Source organism: Paraburkholderia heleia NBRC 101817 (genome assembly GCF_000739775.1).
Taxonomy (GTDB): domain Bacteria; phylum Pseudomonadota; class Gammaproteobacteria; order Burkholderiales; family Burkholderiaceae; genus Paraburkholderia; species Paraburkholderia heleia.
The window spans coordinates 1-20,820 of sequence record NZ_BBJH01000046.1; the positions used below are offsets into that span (position 1 = coordinate 1).

Below are 20,820 nucleotides of genomic sequence, written 5' to 3' on the forward strand. Positions count from 1 at the left end.
GCAGCGTAAAGTCGACTTCGAAATTGAAAACATCAGGACTGGAGAGCAACCTGATTAATGCGGTCTCTCTGGGAAGCCAAAAAGACCAGAACATCTGCCCGGCAGCTGCCTTGACAAGCCGGTGCGGCTGCGCGGCGCGAGTCTCCTACCCCTTGCTTTGCACCACGAGATCATTGTCCCGGGCGAACTTCAGCACGAAGTCGAAGGCGTAGGGCGCGACCTCGCGCAGCCGGGCGTCGAGCACGACACACTTCAGGTTGCCGATAATCATCGGGCACACATAGGGCGAATAGCCGATGTGCAGGTTTTCCCTTCTGACGCCGCGAGCCCGCGGTCCGAAGCTCGACAAGGCGCCGGCCAGGCGCTCGGACCAGTCGCTGGGCCGGAATGTCTTGCCCTTGCTGGTGATACCTTGAATGACGTATGCAGAGGGATTCGCGGTGGTCATATGCCAATCTTTTCAGGCTCTGAAGAGGTGAAGGCTCTTCGAATGAGACGTTCCGTGCTCCAGCGCCCGATGCAGGTAAAAGTCACTCGCACCGGTCGCGGCGTTCAGTGCGCCAGTTCGACATGTCTGCTGCGCGCATGCGCACCCGTATTCGTATTCGAACAGGCAGCACGGGGCTCGGGCATGTCGGGCTCGGTCGCGGCACGGTCCGGCGGCAAGCCGAGTTGCAGGATTTCGCTCGTCGTTTTCAACGACTCGCGCGCCTTGCCGGGATTCGACGAAAGCTGCATGCCGTAACCCGGAATGATCTTGCGGATCTTTGCCTGCCACGCGGACGTTCGAAACTTGCTCTGAAAGGCCCTTTCCAGCAGGTTCAGCATGATGGGCGCCGCCGTCGACGCGCCGGGGGAGGCGCCCAGCAGGCCCGCAATGCTTCCGTCCTTCGAGCAGACTATTTCGGTGCCCAGCTTGAGCACACCGCCCTTTGTCTTGTCGCGCTTGATGATCTGCACGCGTTGACCGGCTTGCCAGAGTCGCCAGTCTTCCTGGCGGGCAAGCGGGAGATATTCCTGCAATGCCTGGAGGCGGTTGGCGTCGGAGAGCGTCAGTTGACCGGCCAGATACTTGATGAGCGAGAACTCGGAAAGCCCCACACGCATCATCGGAACGATGTTGGTCATTTTCGTGCTGACGAGCAGGTCGCTGTACGAGCCGTTCTTCAGAAACTTCGTCGAGAATGTGGCGAACGGTCCGAACAGAATGGCCTTCTTGCCGTCGAGAATGCGCGTGTCCAGGTGCGGCACCGACATGGGCGGTGAGCCGACAGAAGCCTTGCCGTATGCCTTGGCGAAATGGCGGCTCGTAATCTCGCTGTTGTCCGCGACGAGGAATGACCCGCCAACCGGAAAGCCGCCGTAATCCTTAGCCTCGGGAATGCCGGATTCCTGCAACAGCGGCAGGGAACCGCCGCCTGCGCCCACGAAGACGAACCGCGCGTCGATCTGGCGGGTCTGCACGCGCGACTGGGTATCTTCCAGCGTCACGCGCCACGTGCCGTCGTCATTGCGCGAGATTTTCTGAACGTTGCTGTTCAGGAGCAGATCGAAATTGGACTGACTGCTCAGGTAGCGCACGTATTGACGCGTGACCTCGCCGAAGTTCACGTCGGTGCCCTGCGGCGCCCACGTCGCGGCAACCTTCTGGCGGGGATCGCGGCCTTCCATCATGAGCGGAACCCACTGAGCGATCTCGTCGTGTGATTCCGAATATTTCATGCCCTGAAAAAGCGCATTGGTCTGCAAGGTACCGTAGCGATTTTTCAGGAAACGCGTGTTCTCGTCGCCCCAGACGAAACTCATGTGCGGCGTCGTGTTGATGAACGAGCGCGGCTGCTTCAGTATTCCGCGGTTGACACCCCAGGCCCAGAACTGCCGCGAGACCTGAAAGTCCTCGTTGATGCGCACAGCCTTCGTGATGTCGATGGCGCCGCTCGAAGTTTGCGGCGTGTAGTTGAGTTCGGCGAGCGCGGTATGCCCGGTGCCCGCGTTGTTCCAGCCGTTCGAACTCTCCGCGGCGACGCTGTCGAGCCGCTCGGCCATCATCATCGACCACTGCGGTTCGAGTTCGTGGAGCAGGACGCCGAGCGTCGCGCTCATGATGCCGCCGCCTATGAACAGGACGTCGACCCTGGCGTGGTCATTGCCGGATCCTGGTAGCGAGCGGCCAGAATATTCCTGTCCCGATAGTCGTTCTCGTTTCATTTGTGCCAAGATTCTCACCCGCTGTGTTTGATGCGGAAGTGGTTTGCCGTAATGGCCGCGTGAGCTTGCTTCTTCCCGCAGGCCTTTTGTCGATCGATCCCGTCGAGCTCGCTCGTTGCGACGAGGAGTGAAGAACGACAAAAATGAAATTCAATTCGGCAACAGTTAATTGAAAAGGAAACCGCGAACGCATGACTGATTTCCTTCTTGTCCAGACGAACGTAATGGTATGGGGTCACAACTGCTACATATAGTCGCAGTGTGGTAATGGACCTTTGCTTGATGGGTGTGAATTCTTGACGCAGGACGCGAGCGAACCTCGCAAGCGCATTCTGCCGTTGATTTCGCTTCAGTATGTGCGAGCGTCAGGATTTCTTTTTGTTCCAGTTCACGTCTATTCAGCGCTAGTGGTCTATGCCGTTGCGAGGAAATGGCGCGTCATCGGAGCGGATCGGGCGATGGATGCGCGAACTCGCGATAGCGCAATCAATCAGGCTGCGAGCCCGCACTGACGTGAGTTCTGTGGACTGTGAAAAAGATCAATGGCAGCTTATGGAGCAGACTGTTCCAGAATCCGTGGTGAATCCTTGTGGCGTTAAGCAGCGCAGAGAGGAAGTGAAGGAATGGAAATGGAAAGCGTTATTTTGCCGGGCGGGCGGTCAATCGATATATCGATGCCGTATTCATTGACATGAAAAGAAGCAGTCGGTAATACGAAATCGGTCAACACAGTATTTCCAATTCCAGCATGACGATGGCCTCGAGAGCTGACGCATTGGGTGCAGTTTGCCAGCGGGGCGCATGGAAGAAACTCTTCCATTGCCGGCACTTAATCCGGGCGGGGCGGCAAACTATAGTTCGCGGCACAGCAGCACGTTACGCTGCGCGTAAGGAGTTTAGTCGTGAAAGTTATGTCATGCCTCTTGGTCGCCATGTCGCTTTTCGCCACCGCCGCGTATGCACAGGGAAACCATGCCCAGCCGTCCGCCGCCACCGAAGCCGCCAGGCAGAATGAAGCGGCTCCGGCGGCGCATGAGTTCGGCCGCGTTGACCACGATCGCCGTGAAGACAAAAAGGACGACTGTGTCGGTCCGGTGTCGTTCTGCAACATCTATTTCGGCAGCTGAGCGTTTGCTTCTGCAAATCGCTCCGGGCAAGTCGGTGCTGGAAGCGCATGGTATGGCCGCCCATTGATCTGAATCGTTTTGCTGAACGGTTCGGAGGTGAAAATTGGACAACTCGAATGAGCACGTGTGGGAAAGCACCATTGCGCTGCTCGGCCGGATATCATCGCCAGATGATGGAATAGGCAAGTACAAGATGAGTCGTGCCGATAATGGGCGGGATCCCGCAAAAAGAGGGCCTCCGGCGCGTGCCGGAGAACGGCCGACCGATCCGGCCAACTGCACCATCGTCGATCGAATTTCCGCCTGTTCCATCATGGTTCGTTGGGGCGACGCCACCGTGGGACATTATGGCGAGCAACTCTGGAAGCGCGGCATCGCGCGACGCTCGACCTGGTGCATCTTGAGCGGAATGCGGGTCAGGCGGGGCGATATTGTGTATCGGCCCTGTACGCGGGGACTGCGACCGATGAATTGCGAAGAAGTGATTCTGGCGGAGGTGCTGGAAGGGGTTGACGTCGGTGTTTGCCAAATTTCGTCGGCAATCGATTAGGGCGTAGCCCGGTATTCGAGCGATCCGCGCTTCCGCTGCGAAGCGGGCGGTCCCCCAACTTGCGTTTTAAGAAAGCGGTGGACTCATGAGAACGCTGTAGCGCGGTATCCCACCCGCGTATGTCAGTGGGGTCCACCGCCGACTGTTACTGCTACGTCTGCCTCAGGCAATTCGGATACCTATGGGAAAACCTGGAAACCGATCGTACTTGACGCGGAAAGTCATATCAGCGGAGAACAGGGTCGCGACTAAAGCCTCAACCTTGCGTGATGAAGGTATGGACGTGGGTGTTGAACAGGTCGGGGTGCGTGCCGTTCATGCCGTGTGTGGCGCCCTTGATTGTGACGCGCCGTGCGAACTCGATCCACGCCTCCAACGCTTCGACGTTGTTGCGGAACATGAGCGGGCTGCGCTGGCCGTCGATCAGCAGCGTGCGGCACTTGATCTCGCCGGCGGCGCGCGGCGCATACGGCGGCAGCGGGTCCTGCAACTGCTTGGGCAGCGTCGTGGCGTTGGCGATGGCCATCTGGCGAAACGCGGCCGAACCTTTTTTCCAGGCGCCCGGCACGCTCACCGAGTCGACGAACAACTCGAGCCCCGCTTCGACTTCACCTGCGTGGATGAGGTCGGCGGCGCGCGTGCGCAGCGCGTTGGTGGCGGGAGGCAGCGCGGCTTCGTCGTCGTCCACGCGGGACAGCGGGCCGCCGGGGTCGGCGAGCACCAGCGTGCGCACGAGGCGCGGATAGCGGCGCGCCAGATGCCACGCCACGCAGCCGCCACGCGAATGGCCCACGAGGTGCACCGATTCGAGACCCAGCGCGGCGATGAAATCGGCCAGCTCGGCAACGTGGCTTTCCCAGCCGAAATCGCCCTGAATGCAGGCATCCGCCGCAGGCCAGTAGTGGCTCAGACTAGGCGCGATGCAGCGAAAATGCTCCGACAGGCCGTTAAGCTGCGGCATCCAGTAGCGGTAATCGCAGAGCGATCCGTGGACGAACAGCAGCGGCTCGCCATCGCCGCGCTCGAGGAACGGCAGGGCAATGCCCGAGTGCAAGGTCGCGTACGACAGGTCGGGCGCAGCAAGCAGGGATGGATCGATGCGTTGATTCAAGGAGTGGCTCCTGACATGTGAGCGTCACTTTGCCGCAAGCGCACGATTAAGGGAAACTCAATAAACTGAAGGAATCGATAAGGTTTTCTGATTCTAAAAAGGGGCGTAACGCGGTAAGGCCCGTCGCGCGGGGGCGTTTCCTTTCATCGGTGAAAGCAATCGCGCGTGCCACAGCGCTGGCGCACGGCGGCACAATGGCGATTCGCGGTTCGCGATTTGAGGCGACGATGGCCGCGTTTGCGGCGCGGGACCTACGCCTTCGGCGCCACGAGATTGGCGTCGCGCGCGAGCAGCCAGCGTCCGCTCGCATCCTTGCGCACCAGGGTGAGCGTGTAGCCCGCACGCCGCATGGGCTGGGTTGCGCCCGGCGGCATGATGGAGATGTCAATGCGATTGCGCAAAAAGGCCCAATCCCCCAGCACCTGAAGTTCCACGATCTCAGCCGTGCCCTCTATGCGCATGGCTTGTTGTGCCTGCGAAGCCGCGGCGAACGCCGCCTTGCCGAACGGCTCCTGGCCGGGCACCGTGAACACCACGTCGTCGGCCATCAGGTTCAGCACTTTGGCGGTGTCGCCGGCGCGGCTGGCTTCCATCCAGGTTTGCACCAGCTCGCGAATTGCACGTTCGTCATCGGTCATCGTGGACTCCCTCTTTTTTCAGTTCAACGCATTCTGGAATACGCCCCCGCGGCGCCTCAAAACGCACTGCGATAGGCAAACAGGCCCGGCAAACCGCCAGTCATGACGAAGAGGACGTTCTCGCCGCGCGCAAGGCGTCCCGAACGTGCGGCTTGCACGAGACCGGCGAACGCCTTGCCGCCGTACACGGGGTCGAGCAGCAGGCCTTCTTTCGAAGCGACGAGCCGCACGGCCTCGCGCATCGCGTCGGTCGGAATGCCATAGCCGTCGCCGAGCTGAGCTTCGTCGATCACGATCGAGCGGCCCTCGATGCGCCGCGCCGGATCGATCAGCCCGAGCGTCTTCGCAGCCTTTTCGAGCGTTGCTGCGTGGGCCTGCTCAGCCTTCGCGAGGACGGTGTAGGCGAGCACGAGGCCCGGGTCGATGCCCAGCGCCGCGAAGCCGGCGGCGAGCCCCGCATGCATGCCGCCGCTGCCGTTGGGCACGACGATGCGCGCGAAGCTCAAACCCTGCACATGGCCCTGCGCCATGATTTCGGCGGCGCACGCCGCGTACCCCAGACACCCCACCGGGCTCGACCCGCCCAGCGGGCATACATAGACCTTGCGGCCCTGGGCGCGCAGCTCGTCGGCGCGCGCCTGGGCGAACTCCAGCGCATTGGCTGCGCCGGGCAGGTCGTGCACGCGTGCGCCGAGCAGGTCGTCGAGGAGGATGTTGCCGTTCTCCAGATACTCGAAGTCCTCGCGCGGCACGGCACGCGTGAGCACGAGTTCGCACTGCAGGCCCGCTTGCGCCGCCGCAGCCGCCGTCAAGCGCGCGTGGTTCGACTGACGCGCGCCCACGGTGACGACGGTGTCCGCGCCCTCAGCCAGCGCTTCGCCCACCAGAAACTCCAGCTTGCGCAGCTTGTTGCCGCCGCCGCCGAGGCCGGTGAGATCGTCGCGCTTGACATAGATATTCACGCCCCCAAGTTCGTCGCTTAGCCGCGGCAAGGGCTGGATCGGCGTGGGTCCTTCCAGCAGTGCGCGGCGAGCATGCCGCGAAAGATCGAGCTGATACGGGGACGCGGCATGCGTCGCTGCATTCGTTATGGTAGTCATCGGGGTCTCGCTGTCTCGCAATTTGAAATGGGCCGGTGGCTGGCGGCAGCCGCGTTCGCCAGGCGCCGAATCATAACCAGGTAATGCTCGAATCATGCGTCTCAGGGTTCTCACGTCCACGTAATTCCGTATTGCGTCGCAGCAAGGAGGTTTTTAGACTGATTCTTATCCAGACAATCGTCCGAGACGATATTCCCACCACGGGAGGCTTCAAATGAATATTTTTCAATCGCCGAGCCAACCATCGAGTCCGAGGCTGCACGTATTCGAACAGGAAGGCGGCTGGCACTGGGGTATCACCATAGAGCGTTCGGCAGGCGGCGGGTTCAAGGTCATCGCGTACAGCGAAAAGACGTTCCGCGCCGAAAACGAAGCACAATGCGACGGCGACCGCGCCCTCGTCAATCTCGCCGAACTGGTTTGAGCCGCGCGCCGCGCGGCTTCGTGTTTTCACGTCTGCGGCACCCTTCCTCGCATCCTTCTACGTCTGCGGCCCGCGCCCCCGCGCTGCGCCGGAATCGGCGTGTCCTTTCGTCTGATTGCTTCGTCTGCGTGCGCTCCGGCCGCGTCCATCGGCCTCAGTGACCGGTCGCGCGACGTTTGCGAAAAATCAGCGCGCAAACCCATCTGCCTCGGTATCTTGAAAAATTGCCCGAGAGGGCTTTTCAGACCGTTCCCGAACGCCGTCACTTACCTTCATGACCTCACCTGCGCCGCGCCCCTCGCCGACCCTTGCGCCCGATCTGCAACTGGGCGAACCCATGACCGATACGATACATGCCGAGTTCGTCGCGCTGCTCGACGCGCTTGCGCGCGCGAGCGACGAAACATGGCTCGGCGCGTTCGATGCGTGGGCGGCGCACACGAAGCAGCATTTCGCGCAGGAAGAAGCGTGGATGGAGGAAATGTACTTCGGTCCGCGCCATTGCCATGCGGGCCAGCATCGGCACGTCCTGAACGTGGCCGCCGAGGTGCGCAGGCAAGTTGCCGACGAGGGGCGCTTCGACACGGGGCGGCAACTGGTGGGCGAACTGCGCGAATGGTTCGCCTGGCACGTGCAGTCGATGGACGCGCTCATGGTCGAAGGCCTGCGCGAACACGGCATTGCGAAGTCCGATCAAGCCGATCAAGCGGTCTGAGTCACATTCCAATCGTTCGATTCATGCAAGCAGATATCGTAATCGTGGGCGCCGGTCCGGTGGGGCTGTGTCTCGCGCGCGCGCTCAGTGGTGCTGGCCTCAAGATCGCCATGGTCGAGCAGCAGAGCCTCGCCGACATCGGCGAGCCGCAGTTCGACGGGCGCGAGATCGCGCTGACCCAGAAGTCGGTGCGCATGATGCGCAGGTTCGGGCTTTGGGATCTCATCGATCCGCACGCGCGTGCCCCGCTGCGCAGCGCCAGGGTGTTCAATGGTCCATCGCCAGGGGCGCTCGAGATCGGCCACGACCTGAGCGGCCACACGGAGCTGGGCTGGCTAGTCTCCAATCACCTGATTCGCAAGGCTGCCTACGAGGCGCTGCTGCAAAGCACGGCCGAGCATGGCGACGTGACGCTGCTCGCGGCGCGAAAGGTCAGCGCCGTGAAAGCCGACGACGCTCTGGCGAGCGTGACACTGGAGAGCGGCGAGACACTCTCGGCGAAGTTGATCGTCGCGGCGGACAGCCGCTTCTCATCCACGCGCAAGATGATGGGCATTGCCGCCAACCTGCACGATTTCGGGCGCGCCATGCTGGTTTGCCGCATGACGCACGAAGCGCCTCACGAACACGCCGCGTGGGAATGGTTCGGCTACGGTCAGACGCTCGCGTTGCTCCCCATGAACGCGGAGCGCTCGACGAACGCGCATCAGTCGTCGGTCGTGCTCACGCTGCCGGTGGGCCAGGTCAACGAGGTCGCCGCGCTGGAGCCCGAGGCGTTCGCGCGGCATATCGAGGATCGCTTCATGCACAGGCTGGGCGCGATGACGCTGGCGAGCACCCGGCACGTGTATCCGCTCGTGGCCGTTTATCCGGAGCGCTTCGTCGGCAAACGCTTCGCAGCCGTGGGCGACGCCGCGGTCGGCATGCATCCGGTGACCGCGCATGGGTTCAATTTCGGTCTGCTCGGGGTGGAAAACTTAGGTAAGCGAATCATCGACGCGCACAAGAGCGGCTTCGATATCGGGGCGCCCTCGGTCCTGCAGGGCTATGAAACGCAGCACCGACGCGCAACGAAGCCGCTCTATCTCGCGACCCGGTTCATCACCGACGTCTATACGAACAACACCGCACCCGCGAAACTGGCGCGCGACTTCATGCTGCGCGCGGCTTCGAAACTGATGCCGTTCAAGAAGGCCATCGCGGCTTCGCTGACCGGCTGACTTCACGTTCACAAATCGTCTGCAAACGCTGCCTGAGGGCGGCCGGAAGGATCAGTGATGCCAGAAGAGGGGATCCTGGCGAGAGCGGCTGTCGCCTTCCTGCGCATACTGGCTTTCCCATGGCCACGTCCGGCCATGGCGCTTTGCGACACCCGGCTCGTGCCCGGCGCTGGCGAGCGTGAGCAGGTGTCTCGCTTCGCGGCTCGATGCGTCGACTTCCACCGCATGCCCCGCGTCTTGCCGCACACAAGCCCATTGGCGCTCGTGCGCGCATTGCCGCGCCTCGCCGATCAACGCGTCGCGCTGCTGCTCGCGCGCAACGAGGTCGGCTTTCATCTGCTGCGCTTCAGGGTTGCCGGGCTCCACGGCGAGCACGCTCGAGAGTGCCCTGCGTGCGGGCCAGAGAGTGTTCTTGTCGAGATTCAGGCGCGCGCTGGCCAGATTCCTCGCGACCTCGGGATGCGCACTCGCATAGCGCGGGGCGGCCGGCGCATTCCCCTGGGCGACGCGGTGCTGCGCCGCATTCGCACGCGGCGGGACGGCGGGTGGCCGCGTGGTCAGCGCGGCGAGGGTACCGCTAGTGCGTTGAGTGCCCTGCGTGCCCTTCGACCCGCTCACGGCCCCCTCGACCACCTGTACGCCGGGCTTCGGCACCCATTCGCTGCGGTGCAGGAACGCGTAGCCGGCGAGCGCGATCGCGAGCGAGCCGAGACCTGCCCAGGCATAGCGCGGCAGCCGCTTGCGCCCGGTGACGTGTTCTTCGTCGATCGAAGGGTACTCACCGTCGTAGGCCCGATTGCCGCCAAGCGCGCCCGGCAGCGCGCCCAGGCGCCCGGCTACGCCGTGCGTGCGTTCGCCCGGCACGCCATCGCTCGCGGCTGCGATGCGGGCCGCAGCGGCCACTTGATTCGCTCCGCATTGCGGGCAGAGTGCGAGAGGCGCATTGAACCTGGCTCCGCAGTAGGGGCACTCCGACGGATCGGAATCGTCGTGACCAGGGGCGTTGAGCATGGGAGGAGCGCGCTTTCGCTTCGATTGACGAATTGCCGCAAAATCGGTGCCTGATTTGCGCACTTATTCGAATATGGGCCACTTCGCCGCGAAGATCAATCGGCGGATTCCGCCAGTTTGGCGGATACGGACAGGCGAAACGCCGGCGAGTGACGCTGCCTTTGCGGCTGTGCGCCTGACAGGAATTAGTGCAATGGCACGTCAGATTGCGTGCGGCGACGTCCCCCCACATTCATTCGCACTGCTGGATTTCGTCAATTTTTGACAAGCCTGACGATAAATCGGATTTATCCGATAGTTATCCTGCATTCCGCCTGTTAGCCTCGTCCACCGCATGCTCAAGGCATTTCAGGAAACGACGCCTGTTTTCCGTCATGGCCTTGCGTCGTCGACATTGGACTGGAAAGCGCCTTGTATCGCGCAAGGCTTCATCCAGTATTACAGGTACAAGCAATGCATAACCGTTGTTACCGGCTTGTCTTCAGCAAGCTTCGCGCAATGCTGGTCGCTGTCACTGAAACGGCAATCGGCCAAGGCAAGACATATCAGCGGGAAGCCGGGCCTTCGCTCGCGCTTCAGTGCATCACGCTTTTCGCCATACGTCACGCTGCATTCGCCGCGCTGGCACTCTTCGGACTCGCACCCGTCCTCGCAGATGCGCAGATTGTGCCGTCGGGCGCGCACGCGCCGAACGTCATCAATACGGCAAATGGCATACCCCAGGTGAACATCAACAAGCCGTCCTCGGGAGGCGGCGTGTCGATGAATACCTATTCGCAGTTTGATGTCCATAAAAACGGGACGATACTCAATAATTCGCCGGTCATTACGTCCAGTCAACTCGCGGGACAAATCAACGGTAATCCTGGCTTCGGGCCGAATGACGCTGCGAAGATCATCGTCAACCAGATCAACAGCAACAGTCCCTCGGTACTCAAGGGATATGTTGAGGTCGTGGGAGCCAAAACCGCTGCGGTCGTGATCGCGAACAGTTCTGGCCTGGTCGTGGACGGCGGCGGGTTTATCAATACCGCCAAAGGGATTTTGACGACGGGCAATCCGCTAGTCGACGGCAAGGGCAATCTTGCCGGATTCTCGGTCACGGGAGGGACGATTACCGTCCAGGGCGCGGGCCTGAACGCCTCGAATATCGATGAGGTGGATCTGTTGTCGCGTGCGGTGCAGGTGAATGCGGCGATATATGCCAATAACCTGAAGGTCACAACCGGCTCAAACAGCATCGACTATGCGAGCCTGACGCCGACGCCCATCGCGGGCAGCAGTCCCGCCCCCGGCGTGTCGATCGACGTATCGCAACTGGGCGGTATGTACAGCGGGGCGATCAAACTGGTGGGCACCGAGAACGGAGTCGGGGTCGCAAACGCCGGTTCCATCGAGGCTCAGGCCGGCGACCTCACGCTGACCAGCGCGGGCCAGCTCGTGCACAGCGGAAAAATGACCGCCACGGGTAACGTCGCGATCAACGCGGCCAGCCTGAACAATAGCGGCACGATTTATTCGCAGCAGAATACCGCCATCGGCTCGACGGGCGCCGCAACGAACAGCGGCGTCGTTGCTGCCGAGCAAGATACCTCGCTCTATGCGGGCAGCGTTGCGTCGACCGGGCTGCTTGGCGCGGGTATCAACACCGACAGCACGCTTGCCACGAGCGGCAATCTCACGGTCAGGTCAGCGGGCCGGCTTTCGGCAGACGGCCAGATCATCGCCCCCGGCACGGTGACGCTCCATGGAGTCTCGCTTGATCTCTCGAACGCGCAGACCTGGGCAGGCACGGCGCTGGCCCTCGCCGCCACCGGCGGCAACCTCAGCCTCGTGAACGCCACGACGGGCGCGGGTGCGTCCATCACGGCGAGCGTGGCGGGTACGCTCGATAACAGCGGCGGCACGTTCAACGCCCCGCAACTCGCGATCCAGGCGGGCAATCTCCTGAACCGCAGCGGCACCATCACGCAAACCGGAAGCGGTCCGACTTCGATCATTGCCGCAGGCACTCTCGACAATACCAGCGGCTCATTGCAGACGAACAGCGCCGATCTCGCGCTCACGCCTGCCACGCTCATCAATGACAGCGGCACGATTGCAAATGCGGGCACCGGTACCCTGTCGGTTCAGACCGGTTCGCTCTCGAACAATGCGGGCACGCTGGCGACGAACGGCGCACTGAAGGTGAAAGCCGGGGCCGTCTCGAATCGCGGCGGCAGGCTCGCCGCGCAACAGGCGGCGAGCCTCGTCGTGACGTCGCTCGACAACAGCTCCGCCGGACAGATCACCGCGCAGGACATCTCGATTGCGGACACCGGCGCATTCAGCAACGTGAACGGCACATTGCAGGCGGACGGTACGCTTGTCGTCGCCGCGCAAACGATTGCGAATGACGGCGGGTCGATAGCCAACGCCGGCGCAGGGGCAACGACCGTATCGGCCTCGGGCACACTCACGAACACGAACGACGGGCAGATTGGCGGTAACGGCGACGTCTCCGTAACGGGCGGCAGCGTCGACAACGGCGCGGGTACGCTGGCGGCGGGCGGCATCCTTTCCGTCCAGTCGCGCAGCATCCTGGGCAATGCGGCGGGCCTCATCCAGGCGGGCACCAACGCGGCCGTGGCCGCACAGGGAGCCATCAACAACATGGGCGGCCAGGTCGGTGCGAACGGCACGCTGCAGGTCTCGGGCTCCGTACTGGACAATACTTCGGGTCGCGTAGCCAATACCGGCAAGGGGACGACTACCGTCACCGCGGGCTCGATCACGAACAGCAACGTGCCCGGCACGGCTGGCGCAGGCGTGATCGGCGGCAATGGAGACGTCACGCTCTCGGGCCAGTCGCTCTCGAACACGCAGGGCGCACAGGTGGTGGCCGGTCACGACCTGACGCTCATCGAATCGCAGTCCGTGAACAACTCGGGCGGCACGCTCTCCGGGGCGAACAACCTGACACTCAACGGTGCGGGCGCTACGGTATCCAACGTCAACGGCTCGATGCATGCCAACGGTGCGCTCTCGCTCGGCACCGCGTCGCTGGACAACAGCTCGGGCAGGATCGGCAATGATCAAGGCAGCGGCGCAAGCGTCGCCATCACCACGGGTAAGCTTACGAACCAGAACGGCGCCATCGGCAGCGACCGGGACCTGACGCTGACGACGAACCAGCTTGCGGGCAATGGCACGATCATCGCAGGCCATGACGGTACGCTCACGTTTCTCGACGACTACGCGCTCGACGGCGCGAACCTGATCCAGGCGAACCACGATCTCGCCTTCACGGTGTCGGGCAATTTTACGAACCGGGGCACGCTCGGGGCGGTCAACACGTTGGCCGTGACCGCCGCGAACATCGATAACCAGGCGGGCGCGGGCCTGAACGCCGCAAACACGATCGTCAATGCGGCTGGCGCGATCACCAATGAAGGGCGCATCGAGGGCGACACGGTCACGACGAACAGCGCGACGCTCACTAACACCGCGACCATCATTGGCAACACGCTCACGCTCAACGCCTCGCAGTCGATCGTCAATGACGGAGCGGCCGCGATCATGGCGGGTGCGCAGCAGGTGAACGTGTATTCGCCCGGCAACATCTCGAACACGAACGGCGCGAACATCTACAGCCTGGGCGACATCAACAGCGCAGCGGATGCCACGCGCGACGCGAACGGGTTGCTCGCCGACCGCTCGAACTCGTTCACCAACGACCAGTCCACGGTCCAGGCGCAGGGCAATATCGAAATCGCCGCGCAGACGCTGACGAATTCGCGCCCCGCGCCAACCGTCGATACCGTGACGACCGACGTTTCGACGGTACACCAGACCAAGCGCAGCCAGTACATCGCCTGCACGCCGAGCAACGGCGACGGCAATGCGGGCTGTGGCGATTCGGTCTGGTCGGGTCCCTACAAAACGCCGCTTACGGCTACCTGGGCCGCTTCGGACGTGGTTTCGGAAACGTCGGGCCCGAATGCGACCGACCGCGCGCTTGTCGTGAGCGTGAACGGTGTCCAGCAGACGATCTGGTACAACACGTCCACGACGAATCCCGATGGTTCGATCACGGTCACCTACTGGGCCAACTACGACCCGAACGTCAACTTCGATCCGGCCACCGAATACCCGGCGCGCAGCGATGCGCACAATGGCTACCAGCGCGTGGAGATTGCGCGCGACACCACGACGACTACACAGCAGGATCAGGTGACGGCGCAGGCGCAGCAGGGCCGGCTTCTCGCTGGCGGCAACATGACGCTCGCCAATGTCGGCACGCTGAACAACGACTACAGCGCGATTGCCGCAGGCGGCTCGATCCAGATCGGCAGCCCGGCACAGACCGGACAGCAGGGCGGCGCGCTCGATCTCTCGGGCAGCGGCAGCAACGGTGGCACGCTCGTCAACAATGTGGGGCAGACGCTGTACCAGTACCAGCGGCAGGATATCGTTTCGACCTACGCGTGGAACGAAAATCCGTCGCGGGACGTGGGGCGGGTGGTGGAACCTTCCATCGTGCTCGCTCCGGTCGCCATCGGCGGTACGGGCGGCACGATCATCGCGAACAACGCGGTGCTCATCACGGGCACGGATATCAACAACACGAACGTCGCGGCGGCAAATTCAGCCACCGGGGCGACCGGCGGCACGCTGGGCGCTAACCAGGCTCTCGCGGGCCAGAAGGCGAATGCGCCGCAGACGGTCGCGGACAGCACGGGCTCGCTGCACATTACCCTGCCGAAGAACGGCCTGTATTCATACAACACCGTACCGAACGCGCCGTATCTAGTGGAAACCGATCCGCGTTTCACGAGCTACACGAAGTTCATCAGCAGCGACTACATGCTGGGCCAGCTCGGACTGAATCCGCAGACCGTGGAGAAGCGGATCGGCGACGGCCTGTATGAACAGCAGCTCGTGCAGAACCAGATCACGCAGTTGACCGGGCGCGTCTACCTTCAGGGTTACGACAGCGCTCTGGACGAATACACGGCGCTGCTGACGGCGGGCGTGAACTCGGCGCAGCAATTCGGTCTGGAAGTGGGCATGGCGCTGACAGCTGCACAGATGGACGCGCTGACGAGCGATATCGTGTGGCTCGTGAACGAAACGGTAACGCTGCCCGATGGCACCACACAGCAGGTGCTGACCCCGGTCGTCTATCTGGCGCAGACGCATGCCAACGACCTGCAACCGACCGGCGCGCTGATTGCTGCTGACGACGTCGAACTGCACGCGACCGGGAGCGTGACCAACAGCGGCACCCTCCAGGGCGGCACGCAGATGGTCGTAACCGGTACGAACATCGTGAACCGGGCAGGCACGATTGCGAGCCGCGGCACGGGCGGCACGACTGTGGTGTCGGCCACCAACGATGTCGTGAATGCATCGGGACTCGTCACCGGCAACCGGGTCGCGGTGCTGGCGGCCCACGACATCGTGAATACGACGCTGGTGGACAACACCGGGATCAGTTCGGCGGCGGGAGGCAGCAAGGTCAGCCAGACGCTGCTGGGCGCACAGGGAACGATTGCGTCGACCGGCGACATGCTGGTGAGCGCGGGCAACGACCTTACCATACATGGCGCGGCCATCACGGCGGGTGGCAGTGCGTCGGTCAGCGCCGGGCATGACATGACGGTGGATACGGTGCAGTCGTCCACGTCGCAGTCGTTGAACCAGAACGCGAACCGCCATTGGGAATCGGCGGCGGTAATGAACGAGACGAGCGCGATCACGGCGGGCGGCAACCTCGCGATGCAGAGCGGCAACGACATGGCGCTCAAGGGGGCGCAGGTCACGGCAGGGGGCGACCTCGCGGCGGTGGCAGGCGGTAACCTGACCGCCACCGCCGCCACCAATACCGCGAAATACGACAACGTTGCCACAGACAGCAAGACGCGCAAGCAGGTTGATGGCAGCTACGACGAACAGGCAGTTGGCACGACCTTTACCGCTGGCGGCAATGCCACGCTTGGGGCGGTCAGTACCGATGCGTCGAAGGGCAACGTGACGCTCACGGGTTCGTCGCTCACGGCCGGTATGGTCGACGGGGTGGACACCGGCGCAGGCACGGCCACCATCGCATCGAGCGGCAACATCACTCTCAACGAAGCCCGCGAGGAGCATGACAGCTATATCGCTTCCGAATCGAAGCGCGGCAGCATCGTCAGCGGTTCGACCACGGATCAGTCGCTCGCTACCCAGGCCAACGTCGGCGTAGGCAGCACCGTGTCCGGCAACACTGTGCAGATGAAATCCGACAAGGACCTGACGGTCCAGGGCAGCAACGTTGTGGGGACGAGTGACGTGAACCTGGTTGCGGCGGGTAACGTCGCCATCACTACGTCGCAGGATACGTTCAGTTCGCAGAGCGCCTATCAGAAGCGCGAGTATGGTTTCCTGTCTGGCCTGAGTCCGCTCAACCAGCTTGACGGCGGCCTGCAGGGCTACTCGATCGGGGTGCGCAAGACTACCGACGACCAGCAGGGTGCGCAGGTCACGAACAACGGCAGCATGGTCGGGGCGATCAACGGCAACCTGAACATCACGTCCGGCAACGATCTCCATGCGACGGGCGGCACGCTGTACGCAGGTAACAACCTTGGCCTCGCTGGCAAGACCGTAACGATCGACGCCGCCCGCGACACGACGAGCCGGAGCGAGCAGCAGTCGTTCAGCCAGACGGGGATTACCGCTGGAATCAGCAGTCCGGTTATCGCGGCCGTGCAGACGGGCGTCCAGATGGCGAAGGACGTACAGAAGACCGGGGGTGACGTTCGCCTGGATGCACTGGCCGCTGCGACGACCGGCCTTGCCGGGAAGAACGCCTACGATGCGGTTGCCAGCAACCCTTCCCAGCTTGGCGGTGTCGGTGTCAACGTCTCGCTGGGCACGAGCCATAGCAACAGCAGCTCGAATGCGACCTCGACTACGGCGGTGGGCAGTACCCTCGGGGCGGGTAACAACCTGATCATTGCCGCTTCCGGCTCGGGCGAGGACAGCAATATCAATGTCACCGGCAGCAAACTCGCGGCCGGCAACAACGCGGCCCTGCTCGCAGACGGCAGCATCAACCTTCAGGCCGCCCAGAATTCGGACCGCCAGTCCAGCACGAGCAGCGGTTCGAGCGCGTCAATTGGCGTCACCATCGGCGTGGGCCAGAGCAACGGCATTTCGTTCCAGGCGGGTGTGTCCGGCACGAAGGGCAACGGTAACGGCGGCGATACCTCGTACACCAACACGCACGTGAGCGCGGGCAATACGCTTACGCTCCAGTCTGGCGGCGATACGAACCTGGTCGGTGCGGTTGCGAGCGGCGGCCAGGTCGTGGCTGATGTCGGCGGTAACCTCAATGTCCGGAGCCTCCAGGACACGAGTCACTACGATTCGAAGCAGACCAGCGGCGGCGTGTCGGTGAGCGTGTGCGTACCGCCGATCTGCGCGGGAAGCTCCAGTGTGGCGGCAAGTTTTAACCGGCAGAAGCTGAACAGCAACTACGCGAGCGTCACGGAGCAGTCCGGTCTCCAGGCAGGCGACGGCGGCTTCCAGATCGACGTCAAGGGCAATACGGACCTGACTGGCGGCGTGATCGCCAGCAGCGACGCGGCGGTCCGGAGCGGCGCGAACAGCCTGACGACAGGCACGCTAACCTATACCGACATCCAGAACCAGGCAAGCTACAGCGGCTCGTCAGTGGGGATCAGCGGCGGTTACGGCGGCGACATCGGCAAAACGTCGTCCGGGACCGCGACGAACGTCAACCCGGTCCCCGGCACCACACTGCCGAGCAGCAGCGGTGGCGTCACGATGGCTCCGCCCATCGTGCTGGGCGCGTCGGGCGATGCGAGTTCCACGACGCACAGCGCGATCAGCGGCGGCGCGATCACCATCACGGACAGTGCGGCCCAGCAGCAGCTTACGGGCCAGACCGCCGGGCAGGCTGCCGCCGGTATCAGCCGCGACACCAGCAGCACGGAAAACGCGCTCGCGCCGATCTTCGACAAGGACAAGATCGAGGCGGGCTTCGATATCGCGAGCCAGTTTATCAATCAGATCGGCACGTTCGTCAACAACCAGGCGAAGAAAGCCGACGCGGCAAAGGCTGCGGCAAACGATCCGAGCCTGACACCGGAGCAGCGTGCGGCCGCGCAGCAGCAGGCGGACCAGATCAATGCAGAATGGGGGCCGTCCGGCTCGTACCGCCAGGTGCTGACCGCGCTGACCGTGGCAGCGGGTGGTAATGTCACTGGCGGTATGGGGCAGTTCGCGCAGGCGGCGACGGTCGCGTATATCCAGGAGCTGGGCGCGAACGGTGTCAAAGAGCTCGCCGATTCGCTCGACAGCGATACGGCGCGCGCCGCACTGCATGGCATAGTAGGTTGTGCGGGCGCGGCTGCCAGTGGCCAGGCGTGCGGTGCGGGCGCGATGGGGGCCGCAGCGAGTTCCGTGCTCGGCACGCTGCTCGGACCGACGAGCAACATGTCGGCAGCAGATCGCGAAGCGCGCGAGAACCTGGTGAACAGCCTGGTGGCGGGTGTCGCGGCTGCGGGCGGTGTCGACGCGGCGACGGCCTCGGGTGCGGCGCGGATCGAGGTGGAGAATAATCAGGTTGCGCCGCCGATGGCACAGCCGCCTGCATGGCTGGCAGGATTCAAGCTACCGGGGTATACAGGCGAGAGCCGTGGAAAAGACGATGGCATCATTGCCGATCCAGCGACCGAGCTTGATCCATCGATGAAGGCCGGGCCGTTGATTTCTCCGATGCCGGATGCGAAAAGCGTGAATGACTGGATCACGGCGATCATTCCGGATCAGGTCAAGAATCTGGTGGATTACGTCTTTACGATGGCGGGTGGGGACGGTGGAAATAGCGCCTTCTGGTCTTCAACAAAAGCCAAGACGCCCGTTGAAAACGCCTATGACCATTCGACCAAGCACGGTGGAGAGTTCCCGGAGTATCAGAACTCGGTGCAGTATGTTCAAGCAGCGCGGGACTTTGTGAACAATCCGCCGACGGGAACACTCATCAAGACGCGTCCCAATGGTGACACACTGTATTACGATCCATCGTCAGATACGTTTGCCGTGAAAACTAAGGATGGAGCGCCGAGAACGATGTTTAAGCCTGATCCGGCTCAACACGGCTACCCAACTAATCTGGATTACTTCAATGCACAAAAATAACTGCCGAGTGTGCGGCTATGAACTGGCGTATCCCCCTTGGGGGGATGATGGTGAAGACCCGTCTTGGGACATATGCCCTTGTTGCGGTACAGAGTTTGGTTACGAAGATTGCACACCGGTAAGCGCCAGGAGAAAAAGAGAGCAATGGATTGCTGCGGGCTGCCCGTGGTTTGATCGCAAAAAAAAGTCATTAGATTGGGACTTGGAACGCCAATGCGAGCACATCCCAGAGGCGTTTAAATGATGTGGAGAATAATCAGGTTGTGCCGCCGATGGCACAGCCGCCTGCATGGCTGGCAGGATTCAAGCTACCGGGGTATACAGGCGAGAGCCGTGGCAAAGGCGACGGCGTTATCGCCGATAATGCAACGGAACTTGATCCCTCAGCGAAGGCCGGTCAGCTGGTGACGCCGTTGCCGGACGCCAAGACAATTGGTGACTGGATTACTGCGATTATTCCGGATCAAGCAAAGAATCTGGTTGACTATGTTACGACGGCGGTTAATGGAGAGGATAGCAACCGACAAGTAGCAGAGCAGATTGCGAACGGGCATGCGTTCGATAAACATGTGGTTGAGCAAGATGAATTTGGCAGCTCGATAGCGACGAAAGATCACTTCGCGAAGCAGATAGAAAATGTACTTAATAATCCATCGGCTACCAAGCAATTGAGTAATGGGCGCTCGGCGTATTGGGATGACTCAACAGGGATGGTGGTTATCCAAAATCCAAATGCTACGGATGGTGGAACTGCTTTTAAGCCAAAGAATGGCAAGGCTTATTTCGATAATCTGAGGTGATGATGAAAGTTAATAAAATTGGAAAGTCTGCGGAGGTCGAGTTTGAATATGATGAGTTGCTTGTGATTAATGCAGCTCTCAACGAGGTTTGCAATGGTATTGACGCATTCGAGTTCGAGACTCGGGTTGGAGTTTCGCGCGCTAAGGCGGAGCTCTTGATGAAGGCGATCCAGGCGGCTCTTGATCAAATTGAAAGATGAGAAAGACAGGCTTTCATGGCGATCACTCAATCTATGAGCTTGGTCCGGCTTCGGATGTGGTGCTGTTCTTTGCCCGCCTGAGAGACTACGCGGAACAGGATCATCCAGAGCAGGGATTGGAGCCTACTGACAGATCGTCTGTACCGGCGCTACCTTCGTCAGGAGGAATTGGAGCCGGCATTGGCTCTCATGGCGCAGACACATGAAAATTTTCACGCTAAAGCCGGCGGCATCATCGGTTGGATGGGATGCGACGATGCTTGAAAATCCGGAGAAAAGCTGGCTGGATTCTGATCAACCGACATTGGTCGACGTATTCGGAAAATATTTTGAGAGCTTTGAAGGTGCTTGTGGTTCAGAAAAATCATTCTTCGATACCTTTAATATTTACAAGCCGGTGCGAGTGGTGATATCTGACCTCGCTGGCTTTGCGCGTGACAAGGACAAGCCACTTGCGGACTATGACCCGTTTGAAGTTAAGCCGTTCTGGCTTCAATAAGGTAAGGCTGTTTTAACTTGACGCGGGG

General features: G+C 61.9%; 15 protein-coding genes. 9 read left to right on the plus strand and 6 right to left on the minus strand.

Translation table 11 applies throughout. From position 1 onward, the window contains the following. Nucleotides 1–145: 145 nt before the first annotated feature. Together BHE01S_RS29945 and mqo are read right to left on the minus strand one after the other, a co-directional pair. Nucleotides 146–448 carry a DUF3579 domain-containing protein gene (locus BHE01S_RS29945; RefSeq protein WP_042270414.1) on the minus strand — a complete coding sequence of 101 codons (303 nt, stop codon included), beginning with the start codon at nt 446–448 and terminating at the stop codon, nt 146–148. Nucleotides 449–552: 104 nt separating this feature from the next. Further along, nucleotides 553–2,208, minus strand: a complete 1,656-nt coding sequence (gene mqo, locus BHE01S_RS29950; protein ID WP_084069365.1) for a malate dehydrogenase (quinone) — start codon at nt 2,206–2,208, stop codon at nt 553–555. 902 nt (nt 2,209–3,110) lie between these two features. On the opposite strand from mqo, the gene BHE01S_RS29955 reads away from it, so the two are divergent. Together BHE01S_RS29955 and BHE01S_RS37270 are read left to right on the plus strand one after the other, a co-directional pair. Then, complete coding sequence (locus BHE01S_RS29955) at nt 3,111–3,335, plus strand: hypothetical protein (RefSeq protein WP_042270416.1); 225 nt, start codon at nt 3,111–3,113, stop codon at nt 3,333–3,335. A 103-nt stretch (nt 3,336–3,438) separates the two neighbouring features. Then, nucleotides 3,439–3,885 carry a DUF3331 domain-containing protein gene (locus tag BHE01S_RS37270; protein ID WP_084069367.1) on the plus strand — a complete coding sequence of 149 codons (447 nt, stop codon included), beginning with the start codon at nt 3,439–3,441 and terminating at the stop codon, nt 3,883–3,885. A 256-nt stretch (nt 3,886–4,141) separates the two neighbouring features. On the opposite strand, the gene BHE01S_RS29960 is transcribed toward BHE01S_RS37270, so the two are convergent. The 3 genes from BHE01S_RS29960 to BHE01S_RS29970 form a co-directional block, all read right to left on the minus strand. Then, on the minus strand, nt 4,142–4,996 hold the full coding sequence (locus BHE01S_RS29960) for an alpha/beta fold hydrolase (RefSeq protein ID WP_042270418.1): 855 nt from the start codon (nt 4,994–4,996) through the stop codon (nt 4,142–4,144). Between the two features lie 251 nt (nt 4,997–5,247). Further along, nucleotides 5,248–5,634 carry an SgcJ/EcaC family oxidoreductase gene (locus BHE01S_RS29965; protein ID WP_042270420.1) on the minus strand — a complete coding sequence of 129 codons (387 nt, stop codon included), beginning with the start codon at nt 5,632–5,634 and terminating at the stop codon, nt 5,248–5,250. Between the two features lie 56 nt (nt 5,635–5,690). Continuing rightward, a complete protein-coding gene (locus BHE01S_RS29970; protein WP_042270423.1) occupies nt 5,691–6,734 on the minus strand; it encodes a D-cysteine desulfhydrase family protein in 1,044 nt (347 codons plus the stop codon). A 214-nt stretch (nt 6,735–6,948) separates the two neighbouring features. On the opposite strand from BHE01S_RS29970, the gene BHE01S_RS29975 reads away from it, so the two are divergent. The 3 genes from BHE01S_RS29975 (at nt 6,949) to ubiM (ending at nt 9,093) form a co-directional block, all read left to right on the plus strand. Beyond that, nucleotides 6,949–7,158 (plus strand): hypothetical protein, encoded by a 210-nt coding sequence (locus BHE01S_RS29975; RefSeq protein ID WP_042270426.1) that lies wholly within the window; start codon nt 6,949–6,951, stop codon nt 7,156–7,158. A 274-nt stretch (nt 7,159–7,432) separates the two neighbouring features. After that, the gene (locus tag BHE01S_RS29980; protein ID WP_042270427.1) at nt 7,433–7,873 is read left to right on the plus strand and encodes a hemerythrin domain-containing protein; all 441 of its coding nucleotides are present in this window, start codon (nt 7,433–7,435) and stop codon (nt 7,871–7,873) included. A gap of 23 nt (nt 7,874–7,896) precedes the next feature. Next, nucleotides 7,897–9,093 carry a 5-demethoxyubiquinol-8 5-hydroxylase UbiM gene (gene ubiM / locus BHE01S_RS29985; protein WP_042270430.1) on the plus strand — a complete coding sequence of 399 codons (1,197 nt, stop codon included), beginning with the start codon at nt 7,897–7,899 and terminating at the stop codon, nt 9,091–9,093. A 51-nt stretch (nt 9,094–9,144) separates the two neighbouring features. On the opposite strand, the gene BHE01S_RS36170 is transcribed toward ubiM, so the two are convergent. Continuing rightward, nucleotides 9,145–9,996, minus strand: a complete 852-nt coding sequence (locus BHE01S_RS36170; RefSeq protein ID WP_052406183.1) for a hypothetical protein — start codon at nt 9,994–9,996, stop codon at nt 9,145–9,147. A 561-nt stretch (nt 9,997–10,557) separates the two neighbouring features. Here BHE01S_RS36170 and BHE01S_RS29995 point away from each other — a divergent pair. The 4 genes from BHE01S_RS29995 to BHE01S_RS37285 all read left to right on the plus strand — a co-directional run bounded on the left by BHE01S_RS29995 (nt 10,558) and on the right by BHE01S_RS37285 (nt 20,792). Then, on the plus strand, nt 10,558–19,293 hold the full coding sequence (locus BHE01S_RS29995; protein WP_084069370.1) for a hemagglutinin repeat-containing protein: 8,736 nt from the start codon (nt 10,558–10,560) through the stop codon (nt 19,291–19,293). Between the two features lie 245 nt (nt 19,294–19,538). After that, nucleotides 19,539–20,093, plus strand: coding sequence for a hypothetical protein (locus tag BHE01S_RS38120; protein ID WP_157025719.1), 555 nt, complete (start codon nt 19,539–19,541; stop codon nt 20,091–20,093). A gap of 2 nt (nt 20,094–20,095) precedes the next feature. Then, nucleotides 20,096–20,293: a hypothetical protein gene (locus tag BHE01S_RS30000; RefSeq protein WP_218000432.1), complete on the plus strand. Its 198-nt coding sequence runs from the start codon at nt 20,096–20,098 to the stop codon at nt 20,291–20,293. A gap of 202 nt (nt 20,294–20,495) precedes the next feature. Next, the gene (locus BHE01S_RS37285; RefSeq protein ID WP_245639896.1) at nt 20,496–20,792 is read left to right on the plus strand and encodes a hypothetical protein; all 297 of its coding nucleotides are present in this window, start codon (nt 20,496–20,498) and stop codon (nt 20,790–20,792) included. The last annotated feature ends 28 nt before the right edge of the window (nt 20,793–20,820 follow it).